The sequence below is a fragment of the Arthrobacter sp. ok362 genome, from assembly GCF_900102785.1.
Lineage (GTDB): Bacteria > Actinomycetota > Actinomycetes > Actinomycetales > Micrococcaceae > Arthrobacter.
This window is the reverse complement of record NZ_FNGC01000004.1, coordinates 87,710-106,207: the sequence shown is the minus strand read 5'-3', so window position 1 is coordinate 106,207 and position 18,498 is coordinate 87,710. Positions and strand designations below refer to the sequence as shown.

Annotated in this window: 21 protein-coding genes and 1 pseudogene; 12 read left to right on the top strand and 10 right to left on the bottom strand. The window is 65.9% G+C overall.

Annotated features, from left to right (window positions below):
• Window positions 1–5 precede the first annotated feature (5 nt).
• Complete coding sequence (locus BLQ10_RS06785; RefSeq protein ID WP_091559935.1) at window positions 6–707, top strand: SCO1664 family protein; 702 nt, start codon at window positions 6–8, stop codon at window positions 705–707.
• Between the two features lie 136 nt (window positions 708–843).
• On the opposite strand, the gene BLQ10_RS06780 is transcribed toward BLQ10_RS06785, so the two are convergent.
• Window positions 844–2,100, bottom strand: a complete 1,257-nt coding sequence (locus tag BLQ10_RS06780; protein ID WP_091559933.1) for an FAD-dependent oxidoreductase — start codon at window positions 2,098–2,100, stop codon at window positions 844–846.
• A complete protein-coding gene (locus BLQ10_RS06775; protein ID WP_091560422.1) occupies window positions 2,093–3,454 on the bottom strand; it encodes an MFS transporter in 1,362 nt (453 codons plus the stop codon). Before BLQ10_RS06775 ends, BLQ10_RS06780 begins: the two co-directional genes overlap by 8 nt.
• A 48-nt stretch (window positions 3,455–3,502) precedes the next feature.
• On the opposite strand from BLQ10_RS06775, the gene BLQ10_RS06770 reads away from it, so the two are divergent.
• From BLQ10_RS06770 to BLQ10_RS06750, 5 genes are all read left to right on the top strand, one after another.
• On the top strand, window positions 3,503–4,324 hold the full coding sequence (locus BLQ10_RS06770) for an IclR family transcriptional regulator (RefSeq protein WP_091559931.1): 822 nt from the start codon (window positions 3,503–3,505) through the stop codon (window positions 4,322–4,324).
• A 119-nt stretch (window positions 4,325–4,443) separates the two neighbouring features.
• A complete protein-coding gene (locus BLQ10_RS06765) occupies window positions 4,444–5,589 on the top strand; it encodes a cupin domain-containing protein (protein ID WP_091559928.1) in 1,146 nt (381 codons plus the stop codon).
• Window positions 5,586–6,410 carry a fumarylacetoacetate hydrolase family protein gene (locus BLQ10_RS06760; RefSeq protein WP_091559926.1) on the top strand — a complete coding sequence of 275 codons (825 nt, stop codon included), beginning with the start codon at window positions 5,586–5,588 and terminating at the stop codon, window positions 6,408–6,410. The genes BLQ10_RS06765 and BLQ10_RS06760 overlap by 4 nt, the downstream gene beginning before the upstream one ends.
• Window positions 6,410–7,168, top strand: a complete 759-nt coding sequence (locus BLQ10_RS06755; protein ID WP_091559923.1) for a maleylpyruvate isomerase family mycothiol-dependent enzyme — start codon at window positions 6,410–6,412, stop codon at window positions 7,166–7,168. Before BLQ10_RS06760 ends, BLQ10_RS06755 begins: the two co-directional genes overlap by 1 nt.
• Before the next feature lie 96 nt (window positions 7,169–7,264).
• Window positions 7,265–8,068, top strand: a complete 804-nt coding sequence (locus BLQ10_RS06750; RefSeq protein ID WP_175558507.1) for an alpha/beta fold hydrolase — start codon at window positions 7,265–7,267, stop codon at window positions 8,066–8,068.
• A gap of 52 nt (window positions 8,069–8,120) precedes the next feature.
• On the opposite strand, the gene BLQ10_RS06745 is transcribed toward BLQ10_RS06750, so the two are convergent.
• Window positions 8,121–8,597, bottom strand: coding sequence for a VOC family protein (locus BLQ10_RS06745; RefSeq protein WP_175558506.1), 477 nt, complete (start codon window positions 8,595–8,597; stop codon window positions 8,121–8,123).
• 182 nt (window positions 8,598–8,779) lie between these two features.
• Here BLQ10_RS06745 and BLQ10_RS06740 point away from each other — a divergent pair, with 182 nt between their 5' ends.
• The 5 genes and pseudogenes from BLQ10_RS06740 to BLQ10_RS23035 all read left to right on the top strand — a co-directional run bounded on the left by BLQ10_RS06740 (window position 8,780) and on the right by BLQ10_RS23035 (window position 11,364).
• On the top strand, window positions 8,780–9,085 hold the full coding sequence (locus BLQ10_RS06740) for a PadR family transcriptional regulator (RefSeq protein WP_175558505.1): 306 nt from the start codon (window positions 8,780–8,782) through the stop codon (window positions 9,083–9,085).
• 263 nt (window positions 9,086–9,348) lie between these two features.
• On the top strand, window positions 9,349–9,642 hold the full coding sequence (locus tag BLQ10_RS06735; protein ID WP_139164189.1) for a hypothetical protein: 294 nt from the start codon (window positions 9,349–9,351) through the stop codon (window positions 9,640–9,642).
• 270 nt (window positions 9,643–9,912) lie between these two features.
• Window positions 9,913–10,386 (top strand): MarR family winged helix-turn-helix transcriptional regulator, encoded by a 474-nt coding sequence (locus BLQ10_RS06730; RefSeq protein ID WP_091559915.1) that lies wholly within the window; start codon window positions 9,913–9,915, stop codon window positions 10,384–10,386.
• An 11-nt stretch (window positions 10,387–10,397) separates the two neighbouring features.
• Window positions 10,398–11,021, top strand: a pseudogene (locus BLQ10_RS06725) (alcohol dehydrogenase catalytic domain-containing protein); the annotation flags it as partial.
• Window positions 11,022–11,112: 91 nt separating this feature from the next.
• Complete coding sequence (locus tag BLQ10_RS23035; RefSeq protein WP_368086499.1) at window positions 11,113–11,364, top strand: zinc-binding dehydrogenase; 252 nt, start codon at window positions 11,113–11,115, stop codon at window positions 11,362–11,364.
• Window positions 11,365–11,403: 39 nt separating this feature from the next.
• Here the strand turns inward: BLQ10_RS23035 and BLQ10_RS22655 are convergent, their stop codons facing one another.
• Entirely contained in the window at window positions 11,404–11,595 is a 192-nt protein-coding gene (locus BLQ10_RS22655; RefSeq protein WP_254785434.1) for a hypothetical protein, read from the bottom strand.
• A gap of 694 nt (window positions 11,596–12,289) precedes the next feature.
• Here BLQ10_RS22655 and BLQ10_RS06715 point away from each other — a divergent pair.
• Window positions 12,290–13,108, top strand: coding sequence for a CPBP family intramembrane glutamic endopeptidase (locus tag BLQ10_RS06715; RefSeq protein WP_091559912.1), 819 nt, complete (start codon window positions 12,290–12,292; stop codon window positions 13,106–13,108).
• A gap of 43 nt (window positions 13,109–13,151) precedes the next feature.
• Here BLQ10_RS06715 and BLQ10_RS06710 read toward each other — a convergent pair whose 3' ends face one another.
• The 6 genes from BLQ10_RS06710 to BLQ10_RS06685 form a co-directional block, all read right to left on the bottom strand.
• The gene (locus BLQ10_RS06710; RefSeq protein ID WP_091559910.1) at window positions 13,152–14,588 is read right to left on the bottom strand and encodes an MFS transporter; all 1,437 of its coding nucleotides are present in this window, start codon (window positions 14,586–14,588) and stop codon (window positions 13,152–13,154) included.
• A gap of 89 nt (window positions 14,589–14,677) precedes the next feature.
• Window positions 14,678–15,151 (bottom strand): MarR family winged helix-turn-helix transcriptional regulator, encoded by a 474-nt coding sequence (locus tag BLQ10_RS06705; protein ID WP_091559908.1) that lies wholly within the window; start codon window positions 15,149–15,151, stop codon window positions 14,678–14,680.
• Between the two features lie 38 nt (window positions 15,152–15,189).
• Complete coding sequence (locus tag BLQ10_RS06700; protein WP_091559906.1) at window positions 15,190–15,804, bottom strand: TetR/AcrR family transcriptional regulator; 615 nt, start codon at window positions 15,802–15,804, stop codon at window positions 15,190–15,192.
• A gap of 26 nt (window positions 15,805–15,830) precedes the next feature.
• Entirely contained in the window at window positions 15,831–17,090 is a 1,260-nt protein-coding gene (locus tag BLQ10_RS06695) for an NAD(P)/FAD-dependent oxidoreductase (RefSeq protein ID WP_091559903.1), read from the bottom strand.
• Window positions 17,087–17,281 carry a ferredoxin gene (locus tag BLQ10_RS06690; protein ID WP_091559902.1) on the bottom strand — a complete coding sequence of 65 codons (195 nt, stop codon included), beginning with the start codon at window positions 17,279–17,281 and terminating at the stop codon, window positions 17,087–17,089. The genes BLQ10_RS06695 and BLQ10_RS06690 overlap by 4 nt, the downstream gene beginning before the upstream one ends.
• On the bottom strand, window positions 17,278–18,450 hold the full coding sequence (locus BLQ10_RS06685; RefSeq protein WP_091559899.1) for a cytochrome P450: 1,173 nt from the start codon (window positions 18,448–18,450) through the stop codon (window positions 17,278–17,280). Before BLQ10_RS06685 ends, BLQ10_RS06690 begins: the two co-directional genes overlap by 4 nt.
• Window positions 18,451–18,498: the final 48 nt, after the last annotated feature.

Genomic DNA, 18,498 nt, shown 5'->3' with positions numbered 1-18,498 from the left:
GGACAGTGTCCGAACGGGAGTTGACACTGCTCGTCGAGGGCCGCGTTGAACTGCGCGGACTCATCCCGCGCGGTAGCAACGCGGCGTTCCTCGTCCGCGTTTCTCGCGGGGACGATTCGGTTTACGCGGTCTACAAGCCGGAGGCCGGGGAACGGCCGCTGTTCGACTTCGAGCCCGGGCTCCACCGCCGGGAGCGGGCGGCGTATCTGCTCAGCGAACACCTGGGATGGGGAATCGTGCCGCCGACGGTGATTCGCGAGGACCCGCCTTTGGGGGTCGGCTCGCTCCAGTGGTTTGTTGAGTGCGACTTCCGTGAGCACTATTTCACCCTGTATGCGGATTCGCCCGAGACCCATCGCAGGCTGTTGCAGATCGCCCTGTTCGACTGCGTCGCCAACAACACCGACCGCAAGAGCGGGCACGTGCTCCGCGGCCACGACGGAAGGGTGTGGGGCATCGATCATGGACTGTGCTTCTCTGCAGGTTTCAAACTGCGCACAGTGATCTGGGACTTCGCCGGTGAAGCCATCCCAGGGACCCTTCTCGAGGGCATTGCCGGGCTCGCAGAGACCGTGCCGCAAGACGTGGCGGAGCTTCTCGACGATGCGGAGGTCACTGCCCTGCAGCGCCGGGTGCGGCGCCTGCTGCACGACGGGGTGCTGCCGGTCGATCCCACCGGCATGCGTTACCCATGGCCGCTGGTATAGGCGAGCGGCCATCAGCGGAACGGGGTACTCCCCCGCACCTGCGACACTTGATCGCGGCCTGCGGGCCGGCTCCGTAGGGAGCCGGCCCGCAGCGGGTGTTGGTCGGCCGACGAGACGGCCGGGACGCGTCACTAGGTCAGGCGGAAACCCGTTCCGCCCTGCTGGAGCGGGCCGCGCGAGCTGCCGGCACGCCGTCGCCGGTCTGGCCGTACAGCCAGTCGTTGTACTGGAAGTCGTTGTCCTTCCGGCTCTTGAAGAGCAGGTTGCGCAGGGTCCGGGCCAGTCCGGAGACGTGCCAGGATTCGCCCCAGATGCGGGCGGTGCGCTGGACCCGGGCGGTGCGGCCGGCGCGGACGTTGTTGAATTCCTTGATGGCGTCGTCCCAGGCTTCCGGGTTGACGCCGTCCGCGGTGAACACCGTGGCGTTGCTGACGTCCTGCAGCACGGCTGCGTCTTCGAGCGCCTGGCAGGCGCCCTGGGCGAGGTACTGCAGCATCGGGTGCGCGGCGTCGCCCATCAGCACCATCCGGCCGGCGACCCAGTTTTCGATCGGATCGCGGTCGTACATGGGCCAGCGCATGCTGGTGCCCAGGTTCTTCAGCGCATCCTGGACGGCTGGGACGCAATCCTTGTACGCAGCCTCGAGTTCGTCCACTCCCCCGTACTGCTCCTCGCCGCGTTCGAACGAGGCGGACTTGAAAACGGCCACGGTGTTCAGCAGCTCGCCCTTGCGCAGCGGGTACTGCACCAGGTGGCAGTCCGGTCCGAGGTAGACGATGACGTCTTCGAGGTCCGCCTTGGGCGTGTGTTCGGTGATCGGCACGGTGCCCCGGTAGGCGACGTAGGCCGAGGGCACCGGCTCGTCGTTGGCGACCAGCGGGCGCAGGGTGGACTTGAGCCCGTCGGCGCCGATCACGACGTCGGCCTCGTAGTCCACGCCGGCAGCAGTGTGGGCCACACCCCGGCCGTTTACGGTTTCAACACGTTCAACCATGACGTCGTTGACGAGCTTCACACCCGCCGCTTCACAGCCTTCGAGCAGGACCCGGTGCAGGTCGCTGCGGTGGATCACGACGTACGGTGCACCGTAGCGTTCTTCGAATTCCCCGCCGAGTGTCTGGCGCGTCAGCTCCTCGCCGGTGACGGCGTCGCGGAAGACAAGGTGCTTGGGCTGGACGCCGATCTCCAGGGCCTTTTCCAGCAGGCCCCAGCGCCGGAGGACGCGGGAGGCGTTGGGGGCCATCTGCAGCCCCGCGCCAACCTCGCCGAACTCGGGGGCCCGCTCCACGAGGGTGACGTTGGCGCCGTTTTCCCGCAGCGCGAGGGCTCCGGCCAATCCGGCCATTCCCCCTCCGATGACGAGGACATCGGTGGACGTGGCGTGCTCAGACATTGCTTGCTCCTGTTGTTGCGTATGGGGTTGGGGATTTTGACTTGAGTTTGAGGCCGACGGCGGCCAGCAGGACCGCGGCGATGGCGGCTGCACCGGCGAAGGCGAGGAAATTGGAATTGACGCCGAGCCCGGCGGCCAGCAGGATGCCACCTATCTGGGGTGCGGCGACGGCGCCAACACGGCCCGTCCCGAGCGCCCAGCCCAGCGCGGTCCCGCGCAGATGCCCGGGATAGTGGCTGGCGACGGCGGCGATGATGAGGCACTGCGTGCCGTGGGTGCCGACGCCGGCGAGGACCAGCATGAGGTACACGACGGTGACCGGTGGTCCCGTAACCAGGACCACGAGCGCGCCGGCGGCGACGGCCGCCGCGGCGATCGCCGTCGGGATCGGACCGAAACGGGTCCCGGCCCAGGCCGTGACGACCGAGCCGGCCACCGCACCCAGATTGAGGGCCAGGGCGAAGGTCAGGGCGGAGCCCAGGTTGTAGCCGGCCAACTGCATGAGGTTAGGCAGCCAGGTACCCAGCCCATACCAGGCGAACAGGGTGGCAATCGTCGCCAGGGCGAACAGCAGGCTGACTCCCAGATACGGGGCGCGGAGCAGGGACTTGAAGCCGATCGGCTCCTCGCCGCTGCCGGCTGCCTTGCCGGTTGCCTTGCCGGTTGCCTTGCCTGTTGTCCTCCCCGCGGCGGTCGCCGGGGCGAGCGTTTCCGGAAGGTATTTCAGTCCGAGCGGCACCACGATCATCAGTGCGAGCACGGCCACGAGGAACATGGACTCCCAGCCGAAGGCGGGGATCAGCTGGATGCCGACGAGGGCGGCGATGGATCCGCCGATCGGGACGCCGGACATCATCAGCGTGGCGATGGTGGACCGCCATTGGGTGGGGACCAGCTCGGCAACGAGTGCGTTGGCCGAGGGCACCAGGCCGCCAAGCCCGACGCCCGCGAGGAGCCGCAGTCCCCCGAAGACCGCTGCGTTGGGGGCGAAGGCGCAAAGGATGGTGAAAATCGAGAAGACAATGGCACAGCCGAGGATGGTGCGGCGGCGTCCCCAGGAGTCGGCCATCCGGCCGGCGAAGATCGCCCCGATCATCATGCCGACGAAGGCCGTGGAACCGATGGTTCCGGCGGTGGCCTTGCTCAGGCCCCAGCCGGTCTCGGAGATCAGGGAGGACTGCACGGTGCCGTAGACGATCAGGTCGTAGCCATCGAAGACCACCAATAACCAGCAGACAAGAACCGCCGCCGCCGAGCCCTTGGAGAACCGTGATGCGGGCCCGTCAGCGGAAGTGGGGGCGGGAGCCCCCGGCGAGAACCGTTGCGGCGCTGCAACAGATGGTGTGTGATTCATGCCACCACTGTCGTGGCCGCCGCAGGTGAACCACAATACAATTCTGATGTGCAGAACAACCCATCCGCCAGGGCAGCCCGCAAGCCCGTGCAGAAGCGGCCCACCTATTCCATCGAGGCAGTCGACAACGCGTTGCAGCTCCTCCAGCTGCTCCGGGACGGCGGAGCACTCCGGCTCAAGGACGCCGCCGAGGAGCTGGGTGTGGCGCCGTCCACCGCGCACCGCCTTCTGGCGATGTTGGTCTACCGGGGATTCGCCGTGCAGGATGAAACCCGCCGCTACGTCCCCGGTCCGGCGATGGGGGTCGGGCCGGCGGGGCTGAGCTGGACCCGGTTGCTCCGCTCGCTCGCCCAGCCGCACATGGAGCTGCTCTCGGCGCAACTCAACGAGACGGTGAACCTCATGGTCCGGGTGGGCACGAAAGTGCGCTTCCTGGCGACGGTGGAAGGGGACAACGTGCTGCGGGTTGGTGACCGGCAGGGAACGGTGATGCCCGCCAACAAGACGTCCGGAGGCAAGGCCATGCTCGCCGAATTGGAACCGGCGATGATCGACCAGCTCTTCCGGAGCAACAATGCCGAGATCGGCGGGGACACCATCCCGGCCGACGAATATCCGGCGTTCCTGCGCGAGCTTGAATCCATCCGCAGCAACGGTTTCGCGGCCAATTTCGAAGGCACCGAGGAAGGCGTGAGCGCGCTCGGAATGGCCTTGCACAACCGGCACGGGCAGGTGGTCGGCGCGCTCAGCGCCGCCACTCCCGCGACCCGCTTCCGGCGGGTGTTCGACGCCGGACTCGTTCCCACACTGCGGGAAACCTGCCGGCAGTTGGAAATCGATATCGCGGCAAACCCGGCCGACCCGGACTAAGCACACGGCAGGACCGCCCCAACATATTCTGACCAGCAGAATATGTTGGGGGTCACAAACCGGCATCCGTAGAGTCGAACTACTTCAAGAAACTGTTCTGACCTACCGAGGAGGCCCACGTGTCCATCAGCGCCGAGAACACGACTCACGAATCAGTGGCCGCGGGGCACACTGCTCCGGAGCCGACACCTGTTGAGGCTGCCCAGCTCAAAGAGCTATACCGGGATTTTGATCGCGAGAACCTGATCCCGTTGTGGACTGAGATCGCGGACCTCATGCCGATGGTCCCGGCCCCCAAGGCGGTCCCCCACGTCTGGCGGTGGAGCGACCTGTACCCGCTGGCAGCCCGTGCCGGCGATCTGGTCCCGGTGGGCCGCGGCGGGGAACGCCGGGCCATTGCCCTGGCCAACCCGGGCCTGGGCGGCACCCCCTATGCCACGCCAACGTTGTGGGCGGCCATCCAGTACCTCGGTGCCCGCGAAACCGCCCCGGAGCACCGGCACTCCCAGAACGCGTTCCGTTTCGTCGTCGAGGGCGAAGGCGTCTGGACTGTGGTGAACGGGGACCCGGTCCGGATGTCCCGCGGCGACTTCCTGCTGACCCCGGGCTGGAACTTCCACGGCCACCACAACGACACCGATCAGCCCATGGCCTGGATCGACGGGCTGGACATCCCCTTCGTGCACTACGCCGACGCCGGGTTCTTCGAGTTCGGCACCGAGCGCGTCACCGACGAGGCCACCCCGGACATCTCCCGCTCCGAGCGGCTCTGGGCCCACCCGGGCCTGCGCCCGGTCTCCGGCCTGGACGACACCACGAGCTCCCCCATCGCGGCCTACCGCTGGGAACACACGGACCGCGCACTGGCCGAGCAGCTGCTGCTGGAAGACGAGGGCCACCCGGCCACCGTGTCCCAGGGCCACGCCGCCGTCCGCTACACCAACCCCACCACGGGCGGGGACGTGATGCCGACCATCCGCGCCGAATTCCACCGCCTCCGCGCCGGCGCCTCCACCGAGAGCCTCCGCGAGGTCGGCTCCAGCGTCTGGCAGGTCTTCGAAGGCACCGGCACCGTGGTCCTGAACGGCGAATCCAGGAGCCTGGAGAAGGGCGACCTCTTCGTGGTCCCGTCCTGGCAGGAATGGTCGCTCCAGGCGGGAGCTGGCTCTCAAACTTCGTTTGACCTCTTCCGCTTCAGTGACGCCCCCATTTTCGAACGACTGAACTTCAACCGCACCTACATCGAAGGACGCAAGAACGCATGAGACTCCTCACCCTCCGCACTGAAAACGGAACCAAGGCTGTCCGCCAGGACGGCGACACCCTGACCGAGATCGACGGATTTGCCGACGTCGGAGAGCTGCTCCGCTCAAACGACTGGGAGGCCACCGCGAAGGCCGCGAACGGCGCCACGCACCCGGCCGAAGGCGCGGACCTCGACGCCGTCGTCCCCTCCCCTGGCAAGATCATCTGCGTGGGCCACAACTACCGTAACCACATCAAGGAAATGGGCCGGGACGTCCCCGAGTTCCCTACCCTGTTCGCGAAGTATCAGGAGTCCCTGATCGGCCCGAACGATGACCTGGCCCTGCCGCAGGAATCCGACGCCGTGGACTGGGAAGCCGAACTCGCCGTCGTGATCGGCAAAAAGGGCCGCCGGATCAGCGCGGCCGACGCCGGCGGCCACATCGCCGGCTACGCCGTGCTGAACGACGTGTCCATGCGCGACTACCAGTTCCGCACCATCCAGTGGCTGCAGGGCAAGACCTGGGAAAAGTCCACCCCGTTCGGGCCTGCCCTGGTCACCAAAGACGAATTCACGGCCGGGCCCCTGATGACCTCGGCGGTCGACGGCGACATCCAGCAGCAGACCCCCACCGGCGACCTCGTCTTCACCCCCGAGTACCTGGTCTCCTACATCTCCACCATCATCACGCTGAACCCGGGCGACGTGATCGCCACCGGCACCCCCGGCGGAGTGGGCCACGCCCAGGACCCCAAGCGCTACCTGCAGGAGGGGCAGATCCTGGTCACCACCATCGAGGGACTGGGCCAGCTGAAGAACCGCGTGGTCAAGGAAGCCTGATGGTTGCCCGCCAGGACCAGACGACGGAACCGGAACTACTCGCGGCACTGCTGCAGGCACGGCGCGGCACGGCGTTCTTCGCCCGCAAGCTCAACGAACTTTCCGACGCGGAGCTCGACGGCGATTCGCTCCTGCCGGGCTGGACCCGCCGCCACATCACCGCGCACATCGGCTACAACGCCCGGGCCATCGCCCGGCTGGTCGAGTGGGCGGCCACCGGGGTGGAAACCCCGATGTATGCCTCCACGCAGGTCCGGGACCACGAGATCGACTTCGGCGCCACGCTGAGCCCGATCGCGCTGCGGCATCTCTTCGACCACTCCGCCGTGCATTTGAGCGTCGAATGGCGGGACCTGCCGGAGGACGCCTGGCGCCACTTGGTCCGCACCATCCAGGGCCGGGAAGTGCCCGCCACCGAAACGGTCTGGATGCGCAGCCGGGAAGTCTGGATGCACGCCGTGGACCTGGACAACGGCGCCAGCTTCGCCGACATCCCCGTCCCCGTTCTCGAGCGGCTCCTGACGGACATCACCGGCGCCTGGCACGCCCGCGGCACCCACGAGGGCCTGGTGGTCAAGGTAACGGACCGCGGCCTCACGTTCGGTGACACGACGTCGGACTCCGCCACGGTGCTCTCCGGACCGCTGGCCGCCGTCGTGGAATGGGCCGCTGGCCGGGGCAGCAGCGGCGTTACCGCCGCCGGGCCCGGCACTGCAGCCACAATCGGCACGGTTCCGGCTGCGCCGAAGTGGATCTGAGCCCTCGCAGCCCTGATTCCGCCGGTGCACAGCCCTCGAAGGAAACTGCACAAACAACCCCCGCCAGGAAGCCGCGGTGCGATCTACACTGTCTGGATGGAGGCGACGGTCAGCGGGGTGCCTGTGCACTACGCCGAGCACGGCAGCGGCACGCCGGTCCTCGCTCTGCACGGCGCCGGCGTGGATCATCGCGAGATCGCCGGCGCCCTTGAACCGATATTCCGCAGTGTTCCCGGCTTCCGGCGGTTGTATCCGGACCTGCCAGGGATGGGCCGAACGCCGGCGCCCGGGACGATCAACAGCAACGATGACGTCCTGGACCTTCTGCTGGGCCTGATCGACAGCATCATTGGTGATGAACCGTTGCTGGTCATGGGCCAGTCCTACGGCGGGTACTTGGCCCGCGCTTTGGCCAATCGGAGACCTGAGCAGGTGGTCGGGCTGGCGTTAATCTGCCCGGTTGGCGCGCGTACCCGCAACGTGCCCGCGCATGAGGTTCTCGTTTCGTCGGCCGACCTTACCGGCAAACTGAGCCCGGAACTCGAGGCTTCCTACCGCAGCTACTTCGTGGTGCAGACGGATGAAACCCTGAGCCGGTTCCAGGAGTTGTTGGCACCCGCGGCGTCCCTTGTTGACGAGCCGGGCCTGATGCGGATCTTTTCGAACTGGGAGGTTCGGCATCGCGCGGAGGCTACGACTACCTATTCTCATCCTGTGTTAATTCTTGCAGGGCGACAGGATGCCACGGCCGGGCACACAGACCCGTGGGAGCTGATGGAGCACTACCCTCGCGCTACCTTTGGCGTACTCGATCGCGCCGGCCACGCCCTGGCGCACGAGCAACCCACCCTCATGCAAGCACTGGTTGTCGAATGGCTCGCGCGCGCGCGTGAGCAGTAGGTCCAAGGCGGGATTAGGGCTGTGACTTCCAGTGTCTCGATCATTGCCAGGGCTACGGTTCCTGGTTGCGTGGTGGGGCTGTCCGCCGGGGATTTTCAACAACATACACCTGTCCTTCGGGCGCTTTCTTGTGAGACTCCGTGGTGTAGAAGCGGATCTCGTGTCCGTCCGGGTCTGAGAGACCGGGCAGGATCCACCCGAGAGAGGCGACCTGGACGCCGCCGTGGGCGTCGCCCAACTGCGTCAGCCGCGTGGAGAGCGCGTCCATTGCAGCCTTGGTCGGAACGCCGATGGAGAAGTAGTCGAATCCGGAGGAGGACGCCGCTTTGCCCGGGTCCAGCCGCAGGGCCAGCCTCGGCCCGCCATCCGGGTGGTTAAGGGCAAGACCCATGACTTTGCCATTTTCGCGGAACTCCATGGCAACGGCATAGCCCAGCCGGCTCTGGTACCACTCGCGGCTGCGATCGAGATCACTGACCGGGAGTTTGAGGTGGTGCACGCCATCGAACTGGGGAACTTGAGTGTCCAAGGCAAATCCTTTGATCGCAGGCTCGTGCTCCCACGATAGTCCGCATCATCACCGGCTCGCCGCAGTCACCCCCCCGGGGACCAGCGCAAAACCTGGCTCTTGACTATAAGAAGCTATCTTCCTATTCTCCAGTTATGGGCCGCAGGAAGCCAGGAACGCTACTCCCAATCGAGGTGCGCATCTTGGAAATCGTCAAGGAATCGGAATCACGAGGCAGCCAGGAGTACGGGTTCTCCCTTGCCAGTGCGCTATCGGCAGATGGAAGGATGCTGACGGCTCACGGAACCCTGTACAAGGCGCTCACTCGAATGACTGAGGCGGGTCTACTGGATGCGCGGTGGGAAGATGCAGACATCGCCGAAAACCAGGGCCGTCCTCGTCGCCGGCTGTACAGCATCACCTTTTCCGGTAAGGCGGCCTTGATATCGGCTGAGGGGATCCAGATGTCGAAGCCGGCGTCGAGTGTTTTAAGGCGGGCCCGCACGTGAGCGAGGCCCAGGGATACTTTCAGTCCTGGGGTGCAAGGGCAGCCCTGCGGTGGGTAAACCTCTACACGCGTTCAGTGCCGTCACAGGTCGCTGCTGCCCGGCGAGAGGAACTGATGTCGGACCTCTACGAACAATACGTCGCGAGCGAGCAAAGAGGTGTTCCTTCGAGCGCAGTCAGCCGTTCAGTTGCGTGGCGGGCCGCCCGAGGTATTGCTGAAGATATCCGTGGGGGCAGGGCTAATCACTATCGGAAGGCGGTCGCCATGGGTGCGACGACAGGGGACCATCGAAGAGGCAGAGGCGTCCGGACACTCTGGAACATCCTCTGGGCAGTCCTGGCCGTGGCATTCGTCGTCGGAATCGGCGTCGTGGTCGCGGAGTATGGAACAGTCCCGGGCTCCCTACTGGGGCGCACGGAATTCGGCGCGGGCGACGTCGCCACATCGGTCCTCCTCGTCCTGGGCAGCATGGCCCTCTTCGTCGTCGCGAGAATCGCACAACTGATCGGCGGCTGGGCGGTAAGCCGGCGGCGGTCGCAGGATCAGGGAACTCAGTAAGGCCCCAGCCCTGAGTTCCCTCCAACGGGCCTGAACGCCAGGAAATCCTGGATGAAGAACTCACCTGAAGCTTGGTCTGGATGCGGCGTACAAAACCCTCGGTGGCCCCATGCCGATATGTGGGGATTGGGTTCAGCTTGCCGTCGTGCCGGCTGAAACTCTGCTCGGAACGAAGTCAGCTGGGCTGGCCGCCTCGATAGGCCGTTCACGCCGGTAGGACTAGAATCCGAGGAAGTATCTTCCATGGAAGCTAACTGCTAGTCTTGATCCATGGACACCAGTGACGACCATGCTGACTTCTATCCCCTCTTCAGTACGCTGACCCGGCTCGAAACGGAGCTGTGGGACGCGGTTGACGCCCGCCTGCGCCAGGAATGCGGCCTCCCCCTCGGCAGGTACGAGGCGATGGTGGTAGTCACTTCCCTCGGCACGTGCAGGGTGTTCGACATTGCGTCGGCGCTGTCCATTACGGTGGGCGGCGCCAGCAAGCTCGTTGACCGTATTGAAGCGGCGGGGTACTGCTCGCGGAAGCTGAACCCGGGCGACAGGCGTTCCTCCCTCCTTGAACCCACGGCGGCGGGGGCCGCCGTGGTGGAACAGGGCCGCCAGGTGGTCGAGGCCGAACTTGCCCGCTGGTTTACGCCGGCCTTGACCAAGCAGGAGGCGGGCACGCTGCACGAACTCCTGGCACGGCTGCGCAGCGCACGGCAGCCTTCGCTGGACTCCAAGGCGGCCGGTCAGTGAGCGGCGGCACCATGCGGGCAGTAGTGCTGGACGGCCCGGGGCCGGCCGAGGCGCTGGTGATCCGGGAACGGGCCATCCCTGTGCCGCGGCCCGGTCAGGTACTCATCCGGGTCCGGGCCTTCGGGCTCAACCGCTCCGAACTGCATACCCGCCTGGGCCTGGCCGAGGGTGTCACGTTTCCGCGCGTGCCCGGGATCGAAGCAGTCGGAGAAGTGGCGGACTCCCCCGGCGGCGAGTTCCGCGCCGGGCAGAAGGTCGTCACCCTGATGGGCGGCATGGGGCGCGTCTTCGACGGCGGCTACGCCGAGTACACGTGCGTGCCGGCCCGACAGGTCATTCCGTTTGAATCAGAGCTGCCGTGGTCCGTCATTGGCGCCATCCCGGAGATGCTGCAGACCGCACACGGTTCCCTCACCATCGGCCTCGACATCCAGCCCGGCCAGAGCCTGCTCATCCGCGGCGGAACCTCGTCCGTCGGTATGGCCGCCGCAATACTTGCCAAGCGCCGCGGGCTCACCGTCCTGGCATCAACCCGGGACGAGGCCAAGCGGGAAGCGCTGGCCTCGATCGGCGTCGACCATGTCCTGATCGACGACGGCGACCTCGCAGTCGTCGCGCGCCGCATTGTTCCCGGCGGTGTGGACGCCGCCCTCGAGCTCGTCGGTACCCCGACGTTGCGTGACACGCTGCGCCACCCGAGTCCACGGCGTCGTTTGCTTCACCGGCATGCTCTCAAACCAGTGGACGGTTACCGATTTTTATCCCATCGACTACATTCCGCGGGGTGTCCGGCTCACCTCCTACACGGGCGGAGCCGCCGACCTTCCTGGCAGCGTGCTCCAGGAATTCCTGCAGGGAGTCAGCGACGGCACCGCAATTGTTCCCATCGGCAAGGTCTATACCCTCGATGACATCGTCCAGGCCCACACCGACATGGAGGAAAGCCGCGTCAGCGGCAAACTCGTCGTCACCACCTGAAAGCCTCTCTGCCAGCTGGCAAGGACGGCGCGACAACGACTAATGCCGGTTCGGGTGCGAGGTGAGGTATTCGCGGAGGCCCGGGATGGCGTAGCTCACGCGTCCGTGCCCTGATGCTTCGATGAGTCCGGCGTCGATGAGGCGTGTCCGGTAGTTGCCGACGGCGTTCGGTCGCAGGCCGGTGCGGTTGCCGATATCCAGGGTTGCCGAAGGGCCGGCGTCTTCCGCCATGGCCTGGAGGAAGTCGCGGTCCTGGCGGAGGTGGTGGACAGCGCAGCTTCGATGACCATGCGCTCGTTGCGCCGCCGGGCAGCGGTCACTGCGCGGTCAACCGCGGCGGCGTCGAGACTGTAGCCCGCTTTTTCAGCTTCTTGCCAAAGGTGATAGCCGACGAGCTGGATGAGGAAGGGGTAGCCTCCGGGCACGCCAGTCGACCTGTTCTTCAGGACCGAGCTGGGTGGTGACGGAGAACCCTGCCAACGACACTGCCGTGATCCGCCGCCCGGTGGGCCCGTCTCCAAGATCGTCCGTCACCCGGCGCATGGATTCCCCGATTCGCCCGACAAAGCCAGTGGTGGCTGTTTCGGAGATGACCGCCCAGCCGCTGCGGAGCGCCAGATCTTCAGCGGCACCGAGCATCACAGTCTTGCCAATGCCCCGGGCTCCGGTGAAGATGGTCAGCAGGCCGGGCGCTCCTGACCCGATGCGCAGTCCATAGGCGAATTCATCCAGGACTCCCCCGCGGCCGATGAGGTCAGGTGGTGTTGCTCCCGCTGTGGGTCGAAAAGGGTTCTCCGCACCAGCTCCTGTGAATCCTTGTGTATTTTGTGAATCTTGTGAATCTCCACCTTAACTCTGCCCGTGCCCCAAAGGTGGCTGCCTCTAAACCGTTTCGCGCCGGGGAGGGCACTGGCATGCTTGTGGGGTGACATCGGTCTCGACGGAAAGCCAACGTACCGCGCTCAGCTGGAAGCTGCTGCCGGCGGTGCTGGTCTCGCTGTCCGGAGTGGCGCTATTCGGCGTCGGGAATGACCCGCTTGGTTACGGCGGCCTTGCACTGGGCCTGGCCACTGCGGCTTTCATCGACCGCGAGTTGACGAGGCACCTGGCGCTGATCGCGGCGGGAATGCTCATCATCAGCATGGTGGCGCTGAACGCTGACTTGAGCATCCAACACATGGTCCTCATGGGCAGTGCACTCGCCTTGGCCGTGCTGGTTCCATGGGTGGTATCGCGGTTCGTCTACGGCGAAAAGATCATCAAGTTTCCGGTGAACACCGGCCGAAAATGGCCGTTGATCGCGAGGTTGTACCTGATCGGCGTGGTCCTGCTCGGATACTTCATCTTGCCCTTCTACCTGATCAGCACCGGGGTGTACCAAAACTGGCCGGACCCATCTGACCCAACGACCTTCTGGCGGCTCTTTCTCGGAGTGAACGCCGTTGGAATCTGGGACGAGCTGTTCTTCATCTGCACCACGTTCGCACTGCTGCGGCGGCATTTTCCAGACTGGCTGGCCAACATCCTGCAAGCCGTGATCTTCTCATCCTTTCTCTGGGAGATCGGCTACCAGGCGTGGGGGCCGCTTCTGACGTTTCCGTTCGCGTTGCTGCAGGGCTACACGTTCAAGCTGACGAAGTCCCTTACCTACGTCGTGACCGTGCACCTAACCTTCGACTTCGTGCTGTTCCTCGCGCTGGTCCACGCCCACAACCGCTACTGGCTGCCGATCTTCCTGTACTGAGTCCGCGGTGGCCGGGAAGGTCGGCTGATCGCCCTCAACGGACTCAGGCGTCCTCGGTGCCAGTGAATTTCCTGCGGTCGATGGTGATGAGAAGCAGGGCTACCGGGACGATCAGGATCGCCACGCCCGCAGCCCAAAGGAAGACCGCCGCGTAGCCACTCGAGAGGGCCGCCAGCGACACGCCGCCGGCCGTCGCTTCTGCAGCGATGGTGCTGAACAGGGCGATTCCCAGGGAGCCGCCGATCTGCTGGGAGGCGTTGACCAGGGCGCTGGCCACACCGGAATCATCCTTGCCCACGCCGAACAGGGCCAGGTTCTGCATGGGGACGAAGACCATTCCCAGCCCGACGCCCATGAGAAGCAAGGCGGGCAGCAAGTTGACGAGGTAGTGGCCCTCGGCGCTGACCTGCGTGAGCCAGAGCATGGCCGTCGCCATGAAGACCGGGCCCGTGGCCGTCGGGATCTTGGCGCCCAGTTTAGGCAGGTTATTTGCGACGAGACCCGCCGTGATGATCAGCGCCACCGTCATGGGCAGGGAAGCCAGCCCCGCGAGGAAGGGTGCGAAACCAAGCACGATCTGGATGTAGAAGTTGATGAAGAGAATGCCGCCAATCAGGACCGCGCCGGACAGGAATGAGGCCAGGTACGCCGCTCCGCGGTTGCGCTCGGTGGCCACGCGCAGCGGCAGGAGCGGATGCTTGACTGTGGCCTCGACCCGAACAAAGAGTGCCATGAGCACGACGCCGGCGGCGATGAATCCCCAGGCTTCGGGGGCATCCCAGCCGTGCTCGGCATTGGTGAAGCCGTACACAAGAGACCCCAGGCCCAGGGCGGCCAGGATGACGCCGGGCCAGTCGTATTTGGTGGACCCCTGGGCTTTGCTTTCAGTCACCAGGAACCACACACCGGCGAGGGCGATGATGGCGATCGGCACGTTCACGAAGAAGCACCAGCGCCACGTCACGTGTTCTGTCAGGAACCCGCCCAGCAGGACGCCGACGGCGGCACCGACACCGGTGATGGAGCCGAAGATCGCGAACGCCGTGCCGCGATCCTTTCCACCCGGGAAGGCGACGGTCAGCAGCGCCAGGGCGGCGGGGGCCAGCAGCGCAGCGAAGATGCCCTGCAGGGCGCGTGCGCCGATCAGTTCCCACGGCTGTTGTGCGATGCCGCCGATCAGGGACGCGGCGGCGAAGCCTACGGCGGCCACGATGAAGGTCCGTTTGCGGCCCCAGAAGTCCGCGATTCGGCCGCCGAGCAGCAGGAAAGCGCCGAAGGCCAAGGCGTAGCCCGTGACCACCCAGGAACGCGTCGAGTCGTTGATCCCCATCTCGATCTGGAGACGCGGCAGTGCCAGGTTCACGATGGTGCCGTCCAGGACCACCATGAACTGCGCGAGGGCCAGGAACACCAGCGCCCACCTGGCGCTCTTGGGCCTGCCGGCCTGCTTTACGCCCTCAACTGCTAATTGTGTTGCCATGCCCAAGGTCATCCTCCAAAGTAGTAATACTTACAAAAGTATAACTACTAAGGATCAGCACTTACTGTCGCAAATGGGTGTGATGCGCCTTACTCGGGCTCGCCGAGAATTGAGGCGAGGCGCTGCAGTGCCGGCAGGCTGGCGGCGATTTGATCGCGTTCCTCGGGCAGCAGCCGGGAACTCGCCGAGCTAAGCGCTTCCGCCCAGGCGCCCTCGAGCAGCGCCTTGATCCGCTGGGATTCCGCCGTGGGATGAAGGGCGACGTAACGCTTGTCTGCGGCGTCGCGGGTGCGGGTGACGAGGCCCGCGGCCACCAGTTCCCGGAGCTGGACGCTGACGTTGCTTAACTGCCGGCCGAGGCGCGAGGCAACGTCCGCCACGGTGATGCCGGGGTGGTTCTCGATGACCCGGAGGATTTCCAGCACGCCATTAGACAGCGGCCGGACGCCGGTGTCATTGTGCGATTTCCGGCGAATATCGGAGGAAATATCTATCACCGAGACGGCAAGGGACCGGTGGTCCACAGCCTTCGCGGGCCCGTCAGCTGCTTCGATACTTTCCATTGCATAAGCATAGGCTTCCTCGTTACGTGACGGCCGGCTTAGCCTTCAGCGCACAGCAGGTGGTACCAGTTGTCGGCAAGCACCTCGAGGGCGTGTTCGCGGTTTGGTTCAAACTTGCGGCGCGTCCAGAGCGTGGCAACGTAGTCAAGGGAGGTGAAGGCGAGGGTTCCGCGGATGTGGCGCGTCTCCTCCGAGAAACGCCCGGCCAGCTTCAACCCGCGGACCAGGTCGGAAATGACCTCCTCATGCCATCCCTCGACCATGGCGCGCACCTCACGGTCGACGGCGGCGGCCTCGTCTAGCACGTCGAGGTAGGGGCGGAAGACCGGCCAGAGCGCCGCCCGCGACTCCAGCCAGGCCAGAATGCCCGGCAGCTCGCCGGCGCGCACCACGTCAACGAGGTCGGCCGCGGTGGAGCCGCTCCCCGGGGCATCGGCACGGTCCAGCACCGCGTTGACACGCGCCATGAAGTCCCTCATCAAATCAGCGCGTGAGGGGTAGTAGGCGTAGAAGGTCGCCCGGGTGGTGCCGGCCGCCGCGGCGATCTCGTCGATGGTGGTCGGGGCGTAACCCTTCTCCGTAAAGAGCTCAAGCGCGCGCTCGACAATCATGTCGCGGGTGAGTTTCTTCTGGGCTTCTCGCAACGACGACATAGATCAATCCTAGCGGTGGCGTGGCGTCAAACCCGGGCGGGCGCGTTTGGACGCAGCGCGGCCGGACCGCCGTCGGCCAGCCGGCGAAGTTTGGGGATCGGGATCCGGTAGTTGACCGCGGCGGCGGTCCCGTAACCGTCCGGGTTGTCCCAGCGCAGGAGCGCTGACCCGTTCTCCCCACCCGGCTCGCAATAGTCGGGCGCACCCACCACCGGCGTGAAGCCGACCGATTTAAGCGACAGCCCGAAGCCCTCGGTCCAGAAATAGGGCTGGAAGTTGAACTCTGGGGCTGCATCGCCCTTTAGCAGGCCGACAGCCCCGGCCTTGGCCTGGTCGATGGCACTCGTCCACAGGGGAACCCGCTGCACGCCGCGTCGGGTCGGGAAGAACGCCACGTCGCCAGCCGCCACGATGTCCGGCCGGACCCTGCCGCGCGAGTCGACGCGCAGCGACCCCTCGGTGAGAATGTTTGAGCCGGTCAGCCAGTCAATGTTCGGCTCATCGCCGACGGCGGTGACCACAAGATCCGCCTCGAGTTCGGTGCCGTCGCCTAGGACAACTTTGGCCCCGCTACCGTGATCGGTCAGACGGGCCTTCCCGCCGCTGACCACCCGCAGTCCGCGCCGGATGGCGGCGGAAGTGAAGAGGTCGGCCAGATGGTCGCCAAGCTGACGCGACAGTGGCTTGGCGTCGGAGACGAGGGTGACGTCGCAGCCCACGTGCAGGCACCCGGACGCGACCTCCATGCCGAGCGGTCCCCCGCCGACCACGATGACCGAGGGCCGCGACGCAATGCGCTCCTTGAGAAGGATCGCATCCTCGATGGTGCGCAGGGTGAACTCCCGGAGGGAACCGCCCTGTTGCGGTCCTCCTGCTCCCTGCCCGGCTGCTCCTTGCCCGGTCGCGAGGCGCTTCGCCCGGGAACCGGAGGCGATGACGAGGCCGTCATACGGCAGCTCACCGCCCCCGTCCAGACGAACCAACCGGGCATCGACGTCCAGGCCCGTGGCGCTCACGCCGAGCAACTCCGTTGCCCCGTGGGCCGGTTCAGGGAGCTCGTGTGCCTGGAGGGCACCCCCGCCGTTCCCATCGCCGCTGTTCCCGCCAACACTGGTTCCATCGACACTGTGCAGCAGCGCCTTGGAGAGGGCTGGCCGGCTGTAGGGATGGTGCCGCTCGGAACCCACAACTGTGAGCTCACCGTCGAAGCCTGCCGAGCGCAGCGAGTCGCAGGCCGTGAGTCCGGCGATGCCGTTGCCGACCACCACTATCCTGCGCATGCTCATGCCGCCTCCAGCCGCAGCGCGGCGACCGGGCAGACCCGGACCGCCGCTTTGGCGGCGTCGAGCTCGGGGCCGTCCACGTCAGGGACGTCGATAACCAGCTCACCGTCATCGTCGAGGTGCATCAGCCGCGGTGCGGCTTCCTCGCAGAGGCCGTGTCCCTCGCAGCGGGGCCGATCCAGTTCGATTCTCATGCTTCCACCACCTTGACGACCTGGAGCGACTCGAAGCTCCGGGTGATGTTGCCTGGCTCCCGGACCTCGTCGGAGATTGTCAGCGTCTTCACCCTGCGGGCAAGGGCCTCGATGATTGCATGCGCTTCGAGTTTCGCCAGGCCCTGGCCGGCGCAGCCGTGCGGTCCGTAGCCGAAGGACAGGTGGTCCACCGGGTTGCGCATGATGTCAAAGGTGTCGGGGTTCTCGTAGTGGCGCGGGTCCCGGTTGCCGGACCCAAAGAGGATGCCCACTTGGGCACCGGCAGGAATAGTGACTCCGTCGATTTCCACGTCGCGGGTGGCTTTGCGGCCCCAGATGTGGACCGGTGCCCAGTAGCGCAACACCTCGGCGAAAGCCGCGGGGACGAGTTCCGGGTTCTCCCTGACCAGTTCGAACTGCTCCGGGTGGTGCCCGAACAGCGCAACAATGTTCCCAATCGAGGCAATGGTCGTGTCGACGCCGGCACCCAGGTACTGGTGGATGATGTGCCCCGCAGAGCCTTGAGGGATGGCGCCGCGGGTCTCGGCGTCGAAGATGCCGCGGCCGATTGAACCGGGCAGGAGGTCCGCGGCAGTGACCGACGAGCACCAGCCGTAAAGCTCGCCGGCGATCGGAAAGCTCTCCTGGGTGCGCTGGTTCAGCGGGCCGATGACCTGCATCGCGGCCTGGCCCCAGCGCAGCATATTGTCCTTGACGTGTCCGCTGAAGCCAATGAGGTCGGCAACTATTTCGATCGGGAAAGCCCGGGCCAGGGAATCGATGGCCTCGAAGCTGCCGCTGGCGGCGAGCTCGGCAACAAGCTTGTCCGCCTTCTCGTCGATGACAACTTTCAGGCCGCGGAGGGCGCGGGGGGTGAGGTTCTGCGACAGAGTGGCGCGGAGTTGTGTGTGAATGGGCGGGTCTGAGGCAAGCGAGGTGCCCCGCAGCGCCTCGTTCACCATGGGGTTGAAGCCGATGCTGCTGGACGAGAAGGTTTCCGGATCGCCGAGTGCGTCGCGGATGGCGTCGTAGCGCGTCAGGACGTACAGGTCGTTCTTGGGCAGGTGGACCACTGCGGCCTGCTCGCGAAGCGCGGCATACGTGGGGTACGGGTCAACAAGGATGTCGTCATCCCAGATGTCGATGTCGGATTCAATGGGTGCAGTCATGGTGTTCTCCGTGTGAAGGAACGGTCGGGTGAAGGATCAGTCGTGTGA

What these genes read in the sequence shown, in the direction of transcription:
- BLQ10_RS06780 (WP_091559933.1), bottom strand. Translation starts at nt 2,100, where the DNA reads ATGTCTGAGCACGCCACGTCCACCGATGTCCTCGTCATCGGAGGGGGA.
- BLQ10_RS06775 (WP_091560422.1), bottom strand. Translation starts at nt 3,454, where the DNA reads ATGAATCACACACCATCTGTTGCAGCGCCGCAACGGTTCTCGCCGGGG.
- BLQ10_RS06760 (WP_091559926.1), top strand. Translation starts at nt 5,586, where the DNA reads ATGAGACTCCTCACCCTCCGCACTGAAAACGGAACCAAGGCTGTCCGC.
- BLQ10_RS06755 (WP_091559923.1), top strand. Translation starts at nt 6,410, where the DNA reads ATGGTTGCCCGCCAGGACCAGACGACGGAACCGGAACTACTCGCGGCA.
- BLQ10_RS06750 (WP_175558507.1), top strand. Translation starts at nt 7,265, where the DNA reads ATGGAGGCGACGGTCAGCGGGGTGCCTGTGCACTACGCCGAGCACGGC.
- BLQ10_RS06735 (WP_139164189.1), top strand. Translation starts at nt 9,349, where the DNA reads ATGGGTGCGACGACAGGGGACCATCGAAGAGGCAGAGGCGTCCGGACA.
- BLQ10_RS06730 (WP_091559915.1), top strand. Translation starts at nt 9,913, where the DNA reads ATGGACACCAGTGACGACCATGCTGACTTCTATCCCCTCTTCAGTACG.
- BLQ10_RS23035 (WP_368086499.1), top strand. Translation starts at nt 11,113, where the DNA reads ATGCTCTCAAACCAGTGGACGGTTACCGATTTTTATCCCATCGACTAC.
- BLQ10_RS22655 (WP_254785434.1), bottom strand. Translation starts at nt 11,595, where the DNA reads ATGGCGGAAGACGCCGGCCCTTCGGCAACCCTGGATATCGGCAACCGC.
- BLQ10_RS06710 (WP_091559910.1), bottom strand. Translation starts at nt 14,588, where the DNA reads ATGGCAACACAATTAGCAGTTGAGGGCGTAAAGCAGGCCGGCAGGCCC.
- BLQ10_RS06705 (WP_091559908.1), bottom strand. Translation starts at nt 15,151, where the DNA reads ATGGAAAGTATCGAAGCAGCTGACGGGCCCGCGAAGGCTGTGGACCAC.
- BLQ10_RS06700 (WP_091559906.1), bottom strand. Translation starts at nt 15,804, where the DNA reads ATGTCGTCGTTGCGAGAAGCCCAGAAGAAACTCACCCGCGACATGATT.
- BLQ10_RS06695 (WP_091559903.1), bottom strand. Translation starts at nt 17,090, where the DNA reads ATGAGCATGCGCAGGATAGTGGTGGTCGGCAACGGCATCGCCGGACTC.
- BLQ10_RS06690 (WP_091559902.1), bottom strand. Translation starts at nt 17,281, where the DNA reads ATGAGAATCGAACTGGATCGGCCCCGCTGCGAGGGACACGGCCTCTGC.
- BLQ10_RS06685 (WP_091559899.1), bottom strand. Translation starts at nt 18,450, where the DNA reads ATGACTGCACCCATTGAATCCGACATCGACATCTGGGATGACGACATC.